Origin of the sequence: Demequina sediminicola (assembly GCF_000975055.1) — a bacterium.
Lineage (GTDB): Bacteria > Actinomycetota > Actinomycetes > Actinomycetales > Demequinaceae > Demequina > Demequina sediminicola.
On sequence record NZ_BBRB01000003.1, the window covers coordinates 84,340 to 100,933 of the forward strand.

The 16,594-nt window shown below is 63.3% G+C and carries 14 protein-coding genes; 6 read left to right on the top strand and 8 right to left on the bottom strand.

Features of this window, described 5'->3' with window-relative positions:
* Nucleotide 1: 1 nt before the first annotated feature.
* Entirely contained in the window at nt 2–1,171 is a 1,170-nt protein-coding gene (gene hemW, locus AOP79_RS07530; protein ID WP_062072215.1) for a radical SAM family heme chaperone HemW, read from the bottom strand.
* Between the two features lie 2 nt (nt 1,172–1,173).
* Entirely contained in the window at nt 1,174–3,027 is a 1,854-nt protein-coding gene (gene lepA, locus AOP79_RS07535; RefSeq protein WP_062072567.1) for a translation elongation factor 4, read from the bottom strand.
* A 141-nt stretch (nt 3,028–3,168) separates the two neighbouring features.
* Here lepA and AOP79_RS07540 point away from each other — a divergent pair, with 141 nt between their 5' ends.
* The 3 genes from AOP79_RS07540 (at nt 3,169) to rpsT (ending at nt 5,738) form a co-directional block, all read left to right on the top strand.
* Complete coding sequence (locus AOP79_RS07540) at nt 3,169–4,818, top strand: putative bifunctional diguanylate cyclase/phosphodiesterase (RefSeq protein ID WP_062072217.1); 1,650 nt, start codon at nt 3,169–3,171, stop codon at nt 4,816–4,818.
* A 23-nt stretch (nt 4,819–4,841) separates the two neighbouring features.
* A complete protein-coding gene (locus AOP79_RS07545) occupies nt 4,842–5,396 on the top strand; it encodes a type II toxin-antitoxin system PemK/MazF family toxin (protein WP_152648060.1) in 555 nt (184 codons plus the stop codon).
* Nucleotides 5,397–5,477: 81 nt separating this feature from the next.
* Entirely contained in the window at nt 5,478–5,738 is a 261-nt protein-coding gene (rpsT, locus tag AOP79_RS07550; protein WP_062072219.1) for a 30S ribosomal protein S20, read from the top strand.
* A 156-nt stretch (nt 5,739–5,894) separates the two neighbouring features.
* On the opposite strand, the gene holA is transcribed toward rpsT, so the two are convergent.
* The 6 genes from holA to leuS form a co-directional block, all read right to left on the bottom strand.
* Nucleotides 5,895–6,875 carry a DNA polymerase III subunit delta gene (gene holA / locus AOP79_RS07555; RefSeq protein WP_062072221.1) on the bottom strand — a complete coding sequence of 327 codons (981 nt, stop codon included), beginning with the start codon at nt 6,873–6,875 and terminating at the stop codon, nt 5,895–5,897.
* 4 nt (nt 6,876–6,879) lie between these two features.
* Nucleotides 6,880–9,210, bottom strand: coding sequence for a ComEC/Rec2 family competence protein (locus tag AOP79_RS07560; RefSeq protein ID WP_062072223.1), 2,331 nt, complete (start codon nt 9,208–9,210; stop codon nt 6,880–6,882).
* A complete protein-coding gene (locus tag AOP79_RS12040; protein WP_062072225.1) occupies nt 9,207–10,001 on the bottom strand; it encodes a ComEA family DNA-binding protein in 795 nt (264 codons plus the stop codon). The genes AOP79_RS07560 and AOP79_RS12040 overlap by 4 nt, the downstream gene beginning before the upstream one ends.
* A gap of 91 nt (nt 10,002–10,092) precedes the next feature.
* Entirely contained in the window at nt 10,093–10,962 is an 870-nt protein-coding gene (locus tag AOP79_RS07570; protein ID WP_062072227.1) for a DegV family protein, read from the bottom strand.
* Nucleotides 10,963–11,017: 55 nt separating this feature from the next.
* Nucleotides 11,018–11,839, bottom strand: a complete 822-nt coding sequence (locus AOP79_RS07575) for a TrmH family RNA methyltransferase (RefSeq protein WP_062072229.1) — start codon at nt 11,837–11,839, stop codon at nt 11,018–11,020.
* 110 nt (nt 11,840–11,949) lie between these two features.
* Nucleotides 11,950–14,451, bottom strand: coding sequence for a leucine--tRNA ligase (leuS, locus tag AOP79_RS07580; protein WP_062072572.1), 2,502 nt, complete (start codon nt 14,449–14,451; stop codon nt 11,950–11,952).
* A gap of 184 nt (nt 14,452–14,635) precedes the next feature.
* On the opposite strand from leuS, the gene AOP79_RS07585 reads away from it, so the two are divergent.
* The 3 genes from AOP79_RS07585 to moaA are packed head-to-tail and all read left to right on the top strand — an operon-like array spanning nt 14,636 to nt 16,559.
* Nucleotides 14,636–15,133 carry a MogA/MoaB family molybdenum cofactor biosynthesis protein gene (locus AOP79_RS07585; protein WP_062072231.1) on the top strand — a complete coding sequence of 166 codons (498 nt, stop codon included), beginning with the start codon at nt 14,636–14,638 and terminating at the stop codon, nt 15,131–15,133.
* The gene (locus AOP79_RS07590; protein WP_062072574.1) at nt 15,130–15,561 is read left to right on the top strand and encodes a molybdenum cofactor biosynthesis protein MoaE; all 432 of its coding nucleotides are present in this window, start codon (nt 15,130–15,132) and stop codon (nt 15,559–15,561) included. The genes AOP79_RS07585 and AOP79_RS07590 overlap by 4 nt, the downstream gene beginning before the upstream one ends.
* The gene (moaA, locus tag AOP79_RS07595; protein ID WP_236683326.1) at nt 15,558–16,559 is read left to right on the top strand and encodes a GTP 3',8-cyclase MoaA; all 1,002 of its coding nucleotides are present in this window, start codon (nt 15,558–15,560) and stop codon (nt 16,557–16,559) included. Before AOP79_RS07590 ends, moaA begins: the two co-directional genes overlap by 4 nt.
* Nucleotides 16,560–16,594 lie beyond the last annotated feature (35 nt).

The window sequence follows — 16,594 nt, forward strand, 5'->3', positions numbered from 1 at the left end:
CTCATGTGAGTGCGCGCACCGCAGCGTCCGCGAGAAGCCGTCCGCGCAGGGTGAGCACAAGACGCCCCGCGAGCGCCTCACGTCCGTCGAGCACCCCATCAGAGACAAGGGCGGCGATCTGTTCAGGACGACGCTCGGGCAAGTACTCGACCGGAATGCCGTCAGCTAGGCGCAAGCGCAACATGACGGACTCCAAGGCGAGATCGTCGGCCGTGAGCGGCTCCACTTCGGCGGTGGGGCTCTCGCCCTTCGCGAGACGTGCCGCATAGGCGCGCGGCAACTTCACGTTCCACCAGCGGCGTGCGGAAACTTCGCCGCCCTGATCATCGACGCCAGGTCCCATGTAGGAGTGGGCGCCGGGCCCGACGCCCCACCAGTCCTGGCTTGTCCAGTAGGCGATGTTGTGGCGGCAACGCTGAGATTCGTCGCGTGCCCAGTTCGACACCTCGTACCAGGCGTAGCCGGCATCAGACAGCCGTGCGTTGGCGAGCTCGTACATGTCCGCCTGGGTATCGAGATCGACTGCTTCAATCTGCCCGCGCTTCAACTGCGCACCCATACGAGTTCCCGGTTCGATCACGAGCGCGTAGGCGCTGACATGGTCGGGTTCCAGAGCAGTAGCTGCATCGAGCGACGCCTCCCAGTCCGCGAGTGACTCCCCCGGCGTGCCATAGATCAGGTCCAAGCTCACCGCGAGTCCCGCCTCGCGTGCCCACTGAACGGATCGCGCCACGTTCGCGGGGTTGTGCGTGCGCTCCAACGTGGCCAGCACATGGGGCACCGCGGACTGCATGCCGAACGAGACTCGCGTAAACCCTGCAATGGCGAGTGCAGCGAGAGACTCCCTCGTCACCGAGTCGGGATTTGCCTCGGTGGTGACCTCGGCATCGGCCGTCAGCCCCCAAGTCTCTTTCACGCCCTCCAGCAAAGCCGTCAGCGCGTCCGGGTCGAGCATCGTCGGGGTGCCGCCACCAATGAAGACGGTGCGGACGGCACGGCCGTCCCCAGCCATGCTGGCGCGCGCCTGCCCCATCTCAGCCAAGGCCGCGCTCACATAGTCATCGCGTGAGGAAAACTCGCTCTCCCCTGGCGCATACGTGTTGAAGTCGCAGTACCCGCAACGCACAGCGCAAAACGGGACGTGGATGTAGACGCCAAAGTCGCGGGACACCGCTACTTCTTCTTGCCCTTGTCTGAGCCGTCGTCGGAGGTACTCAGTGCCGCGATGAACGCCTCGGGCGGCACTTCTACCGAGCCGATGTTCTTCATGCGCTTCTTACCGGCCTTCTGCTTCTCCAGAAGTTTGCGCTTACGGGAAATGTCGCCGCCGTAACACTTGGCGAGAACGTCCTTGCGGATGGCGCGGATAGTTTCGCGGGCAATAATGCGCGCGCCGATCGCGGCCTGAACTGGGATCTCGAACTGCTGGCGGTCGATCAAGTCCTTGAGCTTGCCCACCATGCTGACGCCGTACTTGTATGCCGCATCGCGGTGAACCACAGCGCTAAACGCGTCGACCGTCTCGCCCTGGAGCAGGATGTCGACCTTGACGAGGTCAGCGGTCTGTTCACCGGCGGGCTCATAGTCGAGCGAACCGTAGCCGCGCGTGCGCGACTTGAGTTGGTCAAAGAAGTCGAAGACCACTTCTGCGAGCGGCAGCGTGTAGTGCATCTCGACGCGGGTCTCGGACAGATAGTTCATTGTCCCCATGGTTCCGCGACGTTCCTGACACAGTTCCATGACCGCACCAATGAACTCGCTGGGCACCAGAATGGAGGCCTCAACCACGGGTTCGCGGACCGAGTGAATCTTTCCACCCGGGAACTCCGAGGGGTTCGTCACCTCAACCTCAGTGCCGTCCTCCATCTGCACTGTGTAGACCACGTTTGGCGCAGTCGAAATCAGTTCGATGTCGAATTCCCGCTCAAGGCGGTCTCGCACAATCTCCAGGTGCAGCAGACCCAGGTAGCCACAGCGGAAGCCGAATCCCAGCGCTACCGAACTCTCAGGCTCGTAGACCAATGACGCATCGTTCAACTGCAATTTGTCGAGCGCGTCACGCAGGACCGGGAAATCGGAACCGTCCAGAGGGAACAGCCCCGAATAGACCATGGGACGCGGGTCGCGGTAGCCGCCCACTGCTTCTGTGGCACGGTTGTGCGCGAGCGTGACGGTGTCACCCACCTTGGACAGCCGCACGTCCTTTACACCGGTGATGAGATAGCCCACCTCGCCGACGCCCAGGCCCTTGGTGGGCTTCGGGTCCGGGGAAATCACGCCGATCTCGAGGAGATCGTGGGTGGCCTTGGTGGACATCATCGCGATCTTCTCGCGAGGCTTCAGTTGTCCATCCACCACGCGGACATATGTCACCACGCCACGGTACGAGTCATACACCGAGTCAAAGATCATGGCGCGGGCGGGCGCATCCTCGACGCCCACGGGCGCGGGAATGTCACGCACAACACGGTCGAGCAACTCAGGGACGCCCTCACCAGTCTTGCCGCTGACGCGCAGGACGTCCGACGCCTCACAACCGATGAGCTGCGCCAACTCGTCTGCGTAGCGGTCCGGATCCGCGGAGGGCAGGTCAATCTTGTTCAAGACGGGAATGATGGTGAGGTCATTCTCCATCGCCAAGTACAGGTTGGCGAGGGTCTGAGCCTCGATGCCCTGGGCCGCATCCACCAACAGCACGGCACCTTCACACGCGGCGAGCGAACGCGACACTTCATAGGAGAAGTCGACGTGGCCCGGGGTGTCGATCATGTTGAGGGCGAACTCATCTGCCTCAACACTCCACGGCATCCGCACAGCCTGCGACTTGATCGTGATGCCACGCTCACGCTCGATATCCATCCGGTCCAGGTACTGGGCCTTCATCTGGCGCGCTTCCACCACACCGGTCAACTGCAGCATACGGTCGGCAAGAGTCGACTTGCCGTGGTCAATGTGGGCAATGATGCAGAAGTTGCGAATGTGCGCAGGCGCAGTGGCAGCGGGCACGATGCGAGAAGCGGAAGTCACGGCGGAAGAGATTCCTTTGGGGTTGCGGAGCAGGTCCAACGGCTATTTTCCCACGTTCCAGCGATTCTTCATGCCGCGGCCTATTCTGTCGATAAACAGGTGCACAGGAATCCTGACACCGATGGGAAGAAGGCGCAGTCGATGGCACACGACAACGCACTGTTTCGCGCAGCGTTCGCGGGAGGTGCGATGGGCATGAGCGTGCTCGACGCGCACTCCCAAATCGTGGAAGCAAACCCCGCCTTGACGGCGGCCCTTGGCTACAGCATCGACGAACTCGAAGGTCAGAAGCTAGCAGCCATCACGCACCCGGACGATGTCGGCAGAGACTCGCGCGTCATGGACCGGCTGAGTCGCGGAGTCGCGCAACACATTCACACCCAGCGCCGACTGCTCCGCGCCGACGGCGAAGTGATCTGGACCCGCACGACGTTCTCGCGCGTCGAAGGCGAGCCAGTACGGATCATCGCCCAGATCGAAGACCTCACCGAGACACGCCGCGCCCAAGACCTCCTCGAACACCGTGCGTTGCACGACAACCTCACGGGACTTCCCAACCGCGTGCTCCTCCTCGACCGGCTCACAGTCGCCCTGGAATCGGCACACCAACATGCGGCGTGCATCTTCCTCGACATCGACGACTTCACCCTCATCAACGACTCACTCGGCCACGAAGCCGGCGACCAACTCATTATGGAGGTCGCCTCCCGCATCGAATCTGTCTCGCGGCCCGGCGACACTGTGGCGCGCCTCGGCGGCGACGAGTTCGTCGTGATCGCGCCCGGGGTAGAAGACTCCGAGTCCGCCATCGACTACGCGACGCAGCTTCAGGAAGCCGTCAACCGCCCCATCCCCATCGACGGACACGACATCTCCCCCACGGCATCGGCCGGTATTTCGCTCACGTCTCGCGGCGATTCAGCCCAAGGCCTGTTGCGCGACGCGGACGTCGCAATGTCCAGCGCCAAGCGCACCGGCCGCAACCGATGCGAAGTGTTCTCCGAACACATGGGACACGACGCCAAGATGCGCCTCTCCGTGGAATCCGAACTTCGCGCAGCGCTGCGCGAAGGACAACTCGAAGTCCACTTCCAACCCGTCGTCAACCTCATCACCGAGGAAATCCGGGCCTTCGAGGCCTTGGTCCGCTGGCGCCACCCCAACCGTGGGCTTCTGCTCCCCGATGAATTCATGGGCATCTGTGAACACGCCAACCTCGTGCCCCAACTCGGCGAGATCGTGCTGCGCGACGCCTGCCGATTCCTCGCTGAGCGACCCCACTTCGACGGGCGCGTCCTGGTGAACATCTCCACCCAACAAATCGGCGGCGCAGGGCTCGTCGAAGCCGTACAAGAAGCCCTCGCCGTCACCGGAGTGGCACCCACACAACTGGCACTTGAAATCACCGAGACCGGGATGCTTCTCCCCACCACCTCAACGCGAGCCGAACTCGCCGCGCTTGATGAACTGGGGGTCGACCTGCTCCTCGATGACTTCGGAACCGGCTACTCGGCACTGTCATCGGTACTGAGTTCCCCCGTGACGGGTATGAAGCTCGCACGAGAGTTCACCTGCCGTCTGGGGGACGATTCCACCGGCGACCGCATCTCCACCGCCATCTCGTCACTTGTCAACAGCCTGTCCATGGTCGGCATCATCGAAGGTGTCGAGACAGCCACCCAGCGCGACCGCGCCATCACTCACGGCTGGGAACTTGGACAAGGGTTCCTCTTTGGGCACCCTCTCCCCAGCAGCGAAATCTCCTACGGCCGCGTACCAGCCGCCTCGTAGCACTACTGTCCTAGGCTGAGCGCGTGGAGACCATTCTTGCGATTGTGGCGATTGCCGCCATTGTGCTGCTATCCCTCACGGGAAAGCCGACTCGGAAGCATCGTGGACCCCGGCCCACCAAGTACACGCAGCGCACTCGCGGACGTACAACCACCTCGACGCTGACGCGCCCCTACCCCGGCGACTACAAGGGCCACGTCACCATCCACTACGAACCCCATCCCGACGGACGGCCCGATCCTGGTGAAATCGTGTGGACGTGGGTCCCCTTCGAAGAAGACCACACGCGCGGCAAGGACCGGCCGGTGCTGCTCATCGGATATGCCGGCGATTGGCTACTGGGAGTTCAACTCACCAGCAAGAACCATGACACCGATGTGGCACGAGAGGCACGGTACGGCCGGCACTGGCTCGACATAGGCACTGGTACGTGGGATCAGAAACGTCGCCCTAGCGAGATTCGTCTGGACAGGATCGTGCGCGTGGACCCTGCAGCGGTACGCCGAGAAGGCGCTATCCTAGACAAGCAGCGCTTCGACGCCGTCGCTCATTCGCTTTCTGACCTTCATCACTGGTAGCATTGTCGTTTGTGTGTGGGCGCGTGCTCGCGCTCCAGAGCTCATTATTTTCACGCTTTACCATCACCGAGAAGGATCGCTGTGGCAAACATCAAGTCGAAGATCAAGCGCATCGGCACCAACGAAAAGGCCCGCCAGCGCAACGTCGCCGTCAAGTCAGAACTGAAGACCAACGTCCGCCGTGTCCGTGAGGCCATTGCTGCGGGCGACAAGGACAAGGCTGCACAGGCCCTCCAGGTTGCTTCCGTGAAGCTTGACAAGGCCGTCTCCAAGGGCGTCATTCACAAGAACCAGGCAGCGAACCGCAAGTCGGCGCTCGCCAAGCAGGTGGCTGCTCTCTAAGCAGTCGCACTGAGATTCGAGCCCCGCACGCGCAAGCGTGACGGGGCTCGTGTCATTTCTGGGTAACTGCGCCCAGTCCCCCACGACTGCTGCGCATTCAGCGGCGCCAGAGTGGGCCACCGCAACGCTGGCTCCACCACGGGAGGACTGACTCGCCTACGGCTGCGCTAACTGGGCGACCACCCGAACGGCACGCTCAAGGCTGTACTCCGGTGCACGCGCAGCTCCCTTGATTTCAGCGTCGGCCTGAGCCACTGCCTCGATCGCTTCAGCCAAAGTGTCCGCAGTCCACCGCTGCAAATCGCGCCGGGCTCGCTCTGCTTGCCATGGTGCGATTCCGAGGTCGCGCGTTGGATCGAGTTTGCGACCACGCGCCGCACCCACCTTTGCCAACACGCGCAGTTTGGCGGCCAACGCGGCATTCAACGGCACAGGGTCAAGACCAGTGGAGAGTGCGTGACGCAACGACGACAGGGCCTTCGGCAAATCCCCCGCAATCGCAGCATCGGCCACATCGAATGCCGTCGCGTTGACGCGTGAGCCGTAGTACCGAGTGACGTCCTCGACGGTGATGTTGCCGTCGATGTCCCGCATCAGTTGCTGACCGGCAGCGGCGAGCTCTGCGACGTCCGTCCCGACAGCATCCACTAAAGCACGCACTACCTGGGCGCGCACTGGACGCTTGCCGCGTTCAAACTCACCAGTCATGAAGTCCGCCAACTCGGCGTCCTTCTTGAGGGCGGGGCAGGTATATTCAGGCGCCCCGGATTTGCGCACCGCATCAAGCAGCTTCTTGCCGCGCACGCCACCACCGTGGCGGATCACGACGGTGACCTCTGGGTCGGCGTGCGGAAGGTACGCAAGGCCATCAGCGAGGAACTCGTCGTTCATAGCCTCAGCACCCTCGACGACGACGATGCCAGCTTCGTCAAAGAGCGACGGACTCGCGGCCGCCATGAGCGCACTTTTGGTATAGGAGCCTGCGTCAAGCGTCGTTACGGCCGCATCGGGGCGAGCATGAATGATGCGTTCAATGGCACGCTGACCCAACACTCGTTCAGGCCCACTGATGAGCACCACGGGTGCGGGAGCGGCGCGAAACCAGGTTGCCTCGGGGGCGCGTGAACGTGGCGGCATGGCACTAGCGTGCCACGCTCATGTGACACTCGGGTGCGTTCACCACCTCTCCGTGCCACAACATCAGGTCTCCGCAGGTGGTTGTCGAGACCACTGTGGCGCCCGCGCCCTGAAACAGCTGCGTTTGGTACATCGCCACGGTGGACGCCGCTGGGTGCCCGTAGTCGTTGTCCGCACCGGCGCTGATGAGGGCCCAGCGCGCGTCAATCATCGTCGCCAACACCTCGGACTGGTGCGCTGAGCCATGGTGCGCCACCTTGACTGCATCGACCTGAACTGCCTCGACGCCCTGGCCACGGAGGCTTGCGGCGAGCCTTTCTTGGGACGGCGGTTCAAGATCTCCGAGCGCGAGGACTGCCGACTTGCCTGTCGCTAGGGTCACGACAATGCTCGCGTCGTTATCGCCTTCAGCCACAGGTGTTCCATCCTGGGAGCCAGGGAGTACCTCAAGGAACACGGCACCTACCTGCACTTCGAGACCGTCTCCAGGCACCATCACCGGCACGCTACGAGCGACCAGTTCGGCGTAGGCCTTTCCCTCAACTCCAGACTCGGAGATCCACGCCTGCCGTACTAGCGCCTCATCCATGACGGCACCGACCGCCCCGTCGTGATCGTGATCGGGATGCGTCAACACCAGCAAAGGGATCTCCGTGATGCCGTACCTGCGTAAACAATCCCTTGCCGCCACGGGGTCTTGTCCTGTGTCAATCACGACGGCCGTGTCGCTGCCGGCCCGTACCACCATCATGTCCCCTTGGCCTACGTCGCAGACCACCACCTCCCAATCTGCGTCTTCTGCCACCACTATCGTCGGCGCTACCGGGACACAGACGAGTGCGACGATCGAGGCAACCGCTGCCGCAGGAACCCAGATCCATCGACGCCGTGCACACAGCGCTACGAGCCCCACCACGGCCACGAAAGTTGCACCGACGATGCCTGGGAGGTCATCGCTCCAGGGCACCCACGCACCTGGAGCATCGGCTGTGGCCGCTGCGATGCGAGCGACGGGCGTGGCAGCGAGCGCACACAGGTGAGCGGCGATACTCGAGAGCGCGGGCACCCAAGTACCAGTGAGCACCGTGACTCCACCTGTGATCATGACCAGCGGCAGAAACGGTGCCGCAGCGACGTTTGCGAGCACCGAATACACGCCAATGCCGGGGTTGAGCACCACAAGTAGCGGCAGCAACGCCAGCTGGGCCGCTACGGGAATCGACAGCGCAGACGCCATCCTTGGCGACATCACACGCGCCCATCTGCGTGCCATCAGCGGTGCGGCGATGACAATCGCGGTGACCGCGACCACAGACATGGCAAACCCGATCTCGGTGGCTACTTGCGGGAAGACATGCATCAGCACCACGACCGTGACACACATCGCCGGAACCGCCCGTGCACGGCGTCCAAGCACAAGCGCAAGCGCTACAGCGAAAGCGAGTCCGCTAGCGCGCACCACCGAGGGTTGAGTGCCCACGAACGCGAGGAATCCTGCCGCCGCAAGGGCAACGGCTGCTCCTCGGACTGATCGAGGAACTCCTCTGCCTGCACACAGGTGCAACACGAGCATCGTCACGATCGCAAAGTGCGCTCCGGATACCGCCGTGAGGTGCGCCAGACCGGAGGTACGCATGTCATCGACTTGGGCTTCGGACATTGAGCGCGTGTCACCCGTGAGCATTCCACGCACAAGCCCTTTGACATCGGGGGAGAGCGTCTCGGTAGCGCGCATGAATCCGTCGGACAGCGCCGCCACAACACCGGTGGCGCGTTGTCGCTCAACAACTTCAACGTCCCATGCCATGAGGCTTCGGTTGTCGCCTGGCGAACGTTGCAGGTCACCGACAACACGCAGCCGCTCGCCCCTGCCGGCGTCCTCTGCCATGGCGATCGTCGCACTTGCATGTGCAGGAAATTGGCCACCCTCGCCCCACGCGCGGAGTGTGACTGGCACAAGGAACCGCGTCTCGCCGTAAACCGCCATCGCCCGGCTCTCCCCCACGACGGTGACGTCCATCTCAATAGCGTCGGCGTTGACGGCAGCGTCGAGACTCAACCTCGTTTCGCCGCCGGGAAGGCCGCCCAGATACTGATGCGCGTGGACAGCAAGACCCGTGGTGGCGACAAGTGCGCAAGCGAGCATTGCCGCTGCACCTACATGGGAACTGCGGCTCCCCTGCTTCGCAGAGAACACCACTACCGCCGCCACACACGCCACAGCGCCTCCCACTGCCGCCACATGCCACCACGGCGTCCCGGTGAGTACCAATGCGGCAGCAACCCAGGCCGCGCCCGCTGGGACAATCAACCGCGCGTCGTGCGGGACGTTCACACCGTGGCCGCCCCCTCGATGTTGGCGACAGTCGCCGGACCAATACCTGAAACTCGCGTGAGGTCTTGGAGCGACGCATAGTTCCCGTTCGCCTCTCGGTCCTCGACAATCCGTGCTGCTGTCACCGGCCCGATGCCGGGAAGAGTCTCCAGTACCGAGGCGCTCGCTGTATTCAGGTTGACCGGAGCGTCGGCTCCGTCTACGCCGCCGGATCCCGAACCTGCTCCCGCCACGCCATCGCCTGCCCCTGCGCCCGCACCGTCCTGATCCGGAACGAAGATCTGCTCACCATCCGTGACGACGCGTGCGAGGTTCACAGCGTCGAGGTTTGCGTCCTCCAGCGGGCCGCCCGCAGCGACGAGCGCATCGCTGACGCGTGCGGTGGAGGGCACGGAGACAATGCCGGGATTGGCAACTGCTCCCGCCACATGCACCACGGCCTCGGTGTTGTCAGCACTCGGAGACGGAACTGCAGAGATCATCGTGGCCACCGCAGCCTCCGGCATGGCGTTCACACTTGGCTGAGGTGTGGCCACAGGAGACGCGGCCAAGGTTGCGGGTCCAGTCACGGTGAATACCGCCCACACAGTGGCGGCGAGCAGAACCGCAGCAACAGTGAGAGTCACCGCGACGCGAGGCTCGATGCGCCAACGAAAGCCTCGTGCGTGGTCCGGGATCTCACGGCCATGGGCAGCCTCATAGATTTGCGCCGCGCGAGTGTGGGCAGAGTCTCGCCACTGGCGCAGGGACGGCGACGGTGCGGCGGCACTCGAGGAGGGAGTTTCAGTCACCCTTCGACGCTAGAGACGCACGCGCAGAACTGGGGCGTGGCAAGGCAAATGAGGGGAATGGGTGCGGCCACGCTCGACCTGGGGACAGCGGCTATTCCAAGGATGTCAGCACGTCAAAGTCCGCCGCGACAATCGCGAGCGCACCTGGACCTGCATGCACGGCAAGCACAGCACTGACGTCGGCTTGCACCACTGACGAGAGACCTTCGTGACGCATACGCAAGGTTCGCACGGCGTCATCGCCCGCGTCCGGATGGCCCACCGTCATAACACCAACGGCCGGCGCATCCATCTCTTCGATAGCCGCACTGGCGGTCGCAAGCACGGCGTCACGTGCACGCGGAGTGGAACGGACACGGTGTGTGACGTGCACTTCCCCGTCAATGATTTCCAACACGGGCCGCACACTAAGCATGCGCCCCATTGCTGCCGCGGCGGAAGAGATGCGTCCGCCACGATGAAGGTATTCAAGGGTGTCGACTGTAAACACACACGTTGCACTCGCCGCTACTTCACGCGCCACATCGGCAATCTGTTCTGCGTCAGCTCCGGCGCGTCCGGCGCGAGCCGCGGCAATGGCCGTGAAGCCAGTGGCCAACGCCACCGACTGTGTATCTATCACCGTAACCGGGATGTCCACGGCATCGGCCGCGACTTCCGCGTTCCCCACGGTCCCTGACATCGACGAGCCAATCAACACAGCCACTACAGCCGATGCGCCACTTGCCTCTGCGCGACGGTACGTCTGAGCAAAGGCCTCAACTGAAGGCTGCGACGTGCTGACCTGACGATCGTCGGCCAGCGCCTCCAATATCTGGGCATGAGTGATCGACACACCCTCATCGAAGGTCTCGTCGCCGATGCAGATGGTCAACGGCACCACAACGATGTCGTACTCAGCTGCAAGACGCTCAGGGAGCGATGCGGCAGAGTCCGTCACCACCACGGTATGACCGGTCATAGTCTCAACCTAGCGACGTGACGCGTGCCTGGCTATGCAGGCGCGCCACTTGTGGTCAGTCAGACCCGCGTGTCAAACGCTGGCGCCGTGACTCGTAGAGGACCACAGTCGCCGCGTTGGCAGCATTCAGCGAGCTTGCCGCACCCGTCATGGGAACTCTGACGCAGACGTCCGCCTTGTCCCGCCAAGCTCGAGAAAGCCCCTTGGTCTCGTTACCAATGAGCACGACGGACGGTTGTGCAAAGTCGAAGTCCCAGAGGTCAACGTCTCCGTCTTCATCGGTGGACACGAGGACTGGCGACAACCCAGCGTCCTGGGCCGCGCCGAGCCACGGATCCAACGCTGAAGGGCCCTCGACGGAGGCAAACGGGAGAGTGAAGAGTGAGCCAGTCGAAGCACGCACACACTTCGGGTCATAGAAGTCCGCAGCGTGCCCTGAGGTCACCACCCCAGCACCACCGAGAGCATCGACTGAACGAACAATCGCTCCGAGATTGCCTGGCTGGGTTGGACGATCAAAGACAACGACTGGCGATGCCGGCTTTAAAGGGACCTGTTCCAGCCCCAACCCTCGTACAACGAACACGCCGAACAGTTCCGCGCTCCCCGACTCCTTCTCGGACAGTTCCGCGAACAAATCACTGCGCACGGCCGTCGTCGAGTGCGCCTCCCTCATCACGCCCTGAGCCCACGATGAAAGATGCGAATCCACGTCGTGGTAGACCGAGTTAAGCTCCCAGCCTGCGTCAAGCGCCATACGCATCGGCCGCACGCCATGCACGACGAAGAGTCCACGACGAAAACGCTTGCTTCGGTTCGTCAGGAGTGCTTCCAACTCCTGAAAGCCAGCATTGCGCGACATGATTTTGCGGTTCATGACGAAATCCACCCCTTGTTCAACTCCGCGTCCACAGCCGGCTCGCCCGTCGCCGCGGCGACAGACGGCCAAGCCTTGGAGTCAAAAATACCGAGGAGGTGCCTACTTGGCTATGCAGGAACGATATTGACGACCTTGGGCGCCCGCACAATGACGGTCCGGATCTCGGCGCCGTCGAGCGCGCGTACTACGCGGGGCGCGGCCAAAGCCATCTCCCGTAACTCGTCTTCACCGATGCTCGGCGGCACCTCGAGGCGCTCGCGCACCTTGCCCTTGATCTGCACCACACAGGTCACGGTGTCTTCCACGAGTAGCGACTCGTCTACGTCGAGCCACCCCCCGCGGGCTACGTTCTCGTGTCCGAGCATCGACCACATGTCCTCGGCGCAATACGGTGCCACCAGGCTCAGGAGAACAGCCACGGCCTCTGCCGCCTCGCGCACGGCAGGGTCAGCAGGACCTGCACCCGAATCGATGGCCTTACGCGTGACATTCACCAGTTCCATGGTGCGGGCCACGACCACATTGAAGCGGAAGCCTTCGGCCAGTTCAGCGCACTCATGCATGGTCTTGTGGGTCGAGGCGCGTAGAGCCGCGTCACCCGTCGAGGGGTCAACGCCCGGCTCGGACGTCACGTCACGTGCCAAACGCCATGCACGTGCGAGGAACTTTGCTGATGCCCCAGGCGACACGTCGGCCCAGTCAATGTCGTCCTCTGGCGGGCCTGCAAACACCATCGTGAGGCGCACGGAGTCCACTCCGAACTCGTCAAGTTGCTCGCCCAAACGGACCACGTTGCCGCGCGACTTTGACATCGCGGAGCCTTCCATCTGCACCATGCCCTGATTGAGCAGCGCGGTAAATGGCTCGTTAAAGTCCACCAAGCCCATATCGTTCAATGCCTTGGTGAAGAACCGCGAGTACAGCAGGTGAAGGATCGCGTGCGTCACGCCGCCCACGTACTGATCGATGGGTGCCCACTTCTTGGTGTCCTCCGGATCGAAGGGGCCATCGGTCTTCTGTGGGTTCAGGTAGCGCAAGTAGTACCAGGACGAGTCGACGAACGTGTCCATGGTGTCGGTGTCACGCTTGGCAGGCTTGCCGCAGTCGGGGCATTCGGTGTTGACCCACTCAGTTGCGGCGCCCAGGGGCGATGAACCCTTGGGCTTGAGGTCCAGCCCTTCAGCCGGCGGCAACTCGATGGGGAGCTGTTCATCGGGGACGCGCACTTCACCACAGTCGTCACAGTGGACGATCGGAATGGGCGTACCCCAGTAGCGCTGGCGGGAAATCAGCCAGTCGCGCAGACGGTAGTTGCGTGCCGACTTACCCAATCCCTTGTCTTCAAGGTCCGCGGAAATGGCGGAAATGGCATCGGCCTTTGACAGTCCGTCCAGGTCACCCGAGTTGATAACGGTGCCGTCACCTGTCGCGGCCACGCCCGATGTGGCGGGGTCCTCAACGGGTTTTCCGTCCTCGTCGCGGACATCCAGAACGACGCGCACCGGCAGATCCATCGCACGCGCGAAGTCGAGGTCGCGCTGATCGTGAGCAGGCACGGCCATGACCGCGCCGTGGCCGTAGTCAGCCAAGACGTAGTCCGAAGCCCAGATCGGCAGGCGCTCGCCGTTCACGGGGTTCGTGGCGTAGCGGTTCAGGAACACACCCGTCTTGGGTCGGTCCGTGGCGAGGCGATCGATGTCCGATGCCGCACGCACCTCCTCGACGTACGCGTCGAAGGCCTGCTTCACGTCGGCATCGGCCCCCTGCACCAATTCCGCGGCAAGGTCAGAGTCAGCGGCAACGACCATGAACGTCGCGCCATGGAGGGTGTCGGGACGGGTCGTGTAAATGTCGATGGGCTCGTCACGGCCCTCGATGCGGAACTGCACGTCGGCGCCTTCAGAGCGGCCGATCCAGTTGCGCTGCATCGCGATCACCTTGGACGGCCAGGTGCCCTCGAGTTCCTGGAGATCGTCGAGCAGACGGTCCGCATAGTCAGTGATCTTGAAGTACCACTGGTTCAACTTCTTTTTGGTGACTGGGGTGTCGCAACGCTCACACAGGCCAGCAACGACCTGTTCGTTGGCGAGCACGGTCTGATCCTTGGGGCACCAGTTAACGGCACTGTGCTTGCGGTATGCCAGGCCCTTCTCGTGCATTCGCGTGAACAGCCACTGGTTCCAGTGGTAGTACTCAGGACGGTGCGTAGCGAGGACGCGGTCCCAGTCGAATGAGCAGGCGTAACGCTCCATGGAGGCACGCTGCTGTGCAATGTTGTCCTCGGTCCAACCGCGCGGGTCCAGACCACGATTGATGGCGGCGTTCTCGGCGGGCAGCCCGAACGAGTCCCAACCAATGGGGTGCAGCACGTTAAAGCCGCGCTGGACCCAGTAACGAGCAATGACGTCGCCGAGCGCGTAGGCCTCGGCGTGTCCCATGTGAAGGTCGCCCGAGGGGTACGGGAACATGTCGAGCACGTACTTGGTGGGGCGCTCGTCGGTAGGGTCCGACGACCGGAACGGCTGGGTCTCGCGCCACACGGGCAGCCAGCGCTCTTCGATATCGCGGAAGTTGTACCGGGTCTCGTCAGTCTGGGGCGTTTCAGTCACTCCGCGATTGTACCGGCGCACTCACCCTCCGCCCATTCCCCGCCAGATGGCTGTTTTTTGCTGTTTTGAGGCGCCACAACAGCGAAATGGAGCCACTTGGCGAGCGAGAGGTAGTCGGGGTGGGCGCAACATCACCGTCACATCACTTCCCTAGACTGACCACACCCCACCATCAGGAGAGCCGATGCCGTCACTAGCGGACGTGCCCGTCACCGTCATCACGGTGTCAGACAGGCGTGCGGCCGGGCAGGAAGACGACACCACCGGCCCGCTCCTAGCCGATGCCTGGGCTCAGCTAGGTGCAGCGGTCACGTCGCACATCGTCCCCGACGGCATCGAGTCCGTCACAAGCGCGCTCACCGCGGCGATCACGGCGGGCAGCCGCCTCATCGTCACCACCGGCGGCACAGGGGTCGCTCCGCGGGACCTGACTCCCGAGGCCACTGCCCCGCTGCTCACCCAATATCTTCCCGGGATTCCTGAACTGCTGCGCCGCGAGGGCGCCCAGCACACCCCCATGGCAGCCGTGTCGCGAGGGCTGGCAGGCGTCAGTGCCCCTCCGGAGCGTGCACTCATCATCAATCTGCCAGGCTCACCCGGGGCCGTACGCGAGGCCATTGCCACCCTCACTCCCCTGCTCCCACACCTGATCGAGCAAATCGACGGAGGCGACCACGCATGACTGCACGCCCGGTAGCGATCGCACGCGTCACGACGGAGCCCCTGGACCTCACTGCGCACATCTCAGCCGTCGCGTCCCCTGCCGACGGCGCCGTCGCCACCTTTGCCGGCCTCGTACGTGACCACGACCCCTCCGTCGAAGGCCGCGTTGAGGCCCTTGAGTATTCAGCCCACCCCGACGCGCAAACCGTGCTCGCCCACATCGCCGCCGAGGTAGCCGGCCAAGGCGACATTGCCGTTGCCGTCACCCACCGCATCGGCTATCTCACCGTAGGCGAGGCAGCCATAGTGGCGGCCGTCGCATCGGCTCACCGAGCGGAGGCCTTTGACGCCTGCCGAGAACTTGTGGAACGCATCAAAGCAGAAGTGCCACTGTGGAAACGCGAAGTGCTCACCGACGGCTCACACACATGGGTAGGAATCGTATGACTCACCCAGGACTCACCGACCGTTTTGGACGCGTCCATCGCGACCTGCGGATCTCGCTCACGGACCGATGCTCCCTTCGCTGCACCTACTGCATGCCCGCCGAGGGTGTTCAGTGGCTTCAGCGCGACACCATGTTGACCACCGACGAGATTGTGCGCGTCGCGAGGGTCGCCGTGGACATGGGGATCAATGAGATTCGCCTCACAGGTGGTGAGCCGCTATTGCGGGCCGATGTCGTGGACGTGGTGGACCGGCTCAGCAACCTCAGAGGACCGGCGGGCCACCCAGAACTTTCCGTGACCACCAACGCCTTGCGGCTACCCGCGCTGGCAGACAAACTGCACGACGCCGGGCTGAAGCGAGTCAACGTCTCGCTCGATACATTGCGTCGCGACCGGTTTATCGAGTTGACGCGCCGCGACAAGCTGACGGAGACGCTCGCAGGCATCGCAGCAGCCGAAGCCGCGGGGCTCACCCCCATCAAGATCAACGCTGTCGCGATGCGCGGCGTGAACGACGATGAAGTGGTGGACCTCACCCAGTTCTGTGTGGATCGCAGCTATCAGATGCGGTTCATCGAGCAGATGCCGCTCGACCCTGGCCACACGTGGGACCGCAAAGAAATGGTCACCGGCGAAGAGATTCTTGCTCAGTTGACGCAACGATGGACCCTGACGGAACGAGGCGACCGCGGCGCCGCACCTGCACAAGTGTGGGACATCGACGGCGGGCCATCGTCGGTAGGAGTGATCGCATCCGTCACGGCACCCTTCTGTGGAACCTGTGACCGGGTGCGGCTCACCGCCGATGGACAGTTGCGCGCCTGCCTTTTTGCCCGCCAAGAGTCGGACATTCGCGGACTGCTTCGCGACGGGTCTGACGATGAGGCACTGGCCGATGCCATTGCCGCCTGCCTACAGCTCAAACGGCCCGGGCACGATATCGATAACCCCGATTTCCTTCAGCCCGACCGGCCCATGAGCGCAATCGGCGGATAGCGCCGCTTAGGGTAGATACAGGCGCATCTGCGGCG

What these genes read in the sequence shown, in the direction of transcription:
- AOP79_RS07540 (WP_062072217.1), top strand. Translation starts at nt 3,169, where the DNA reads ATGGCACACGACAACGCACTGTTTCGCGCAGCGTTCGCGGGAGGTGCG.
- holA (WP_062072221.1), bottom strand. Translation starts at nt 6,875, where the DNA reads ATGCCGCCACGTTCACGCGCCCCCGAGGCAACCTGGTTTCGCGCCGCT.
- AOP79_RS07570 (WP_062072227.1), bottom strand. Translation starts at nt 10,962, where the DNA reads ATGACCGGTCATACCGTGGTGGTGACGGACTCTGCCGCATCGCTCCCT.
- AOP79_RS07575 (WP_062072229.1), bottom strand. Translation starts at nt 11,839, where the DNA reads ATGAACCGCAAAATCATGTCGCGCAATGCTGGCTTTCAGGAGTTGGAA.
- AOP79_RS07585 (WP_062072231.1), top strand. Translation starts at nt 14,636, where the DNA reads ATGCCGTCACTAGCGGACGTGCCCGTCACCGTCATCACGGTGTCAGAC.
- AOP79_RS07590 (WP_062072574.1), top strand. Translation starts at nt 15,130, where the DNA reads ATGACTGCACGCCCGGTAGCGATCGCACGCGTCACGACGGAGCCCCTG.
- moaA (WP_236683326.1), top strand. Translation starts at nt 15,558, where the DNA reads ATGACTCACCCAGGACTCACCGACCGTTTTGGACGCGTCCATCGCGAC.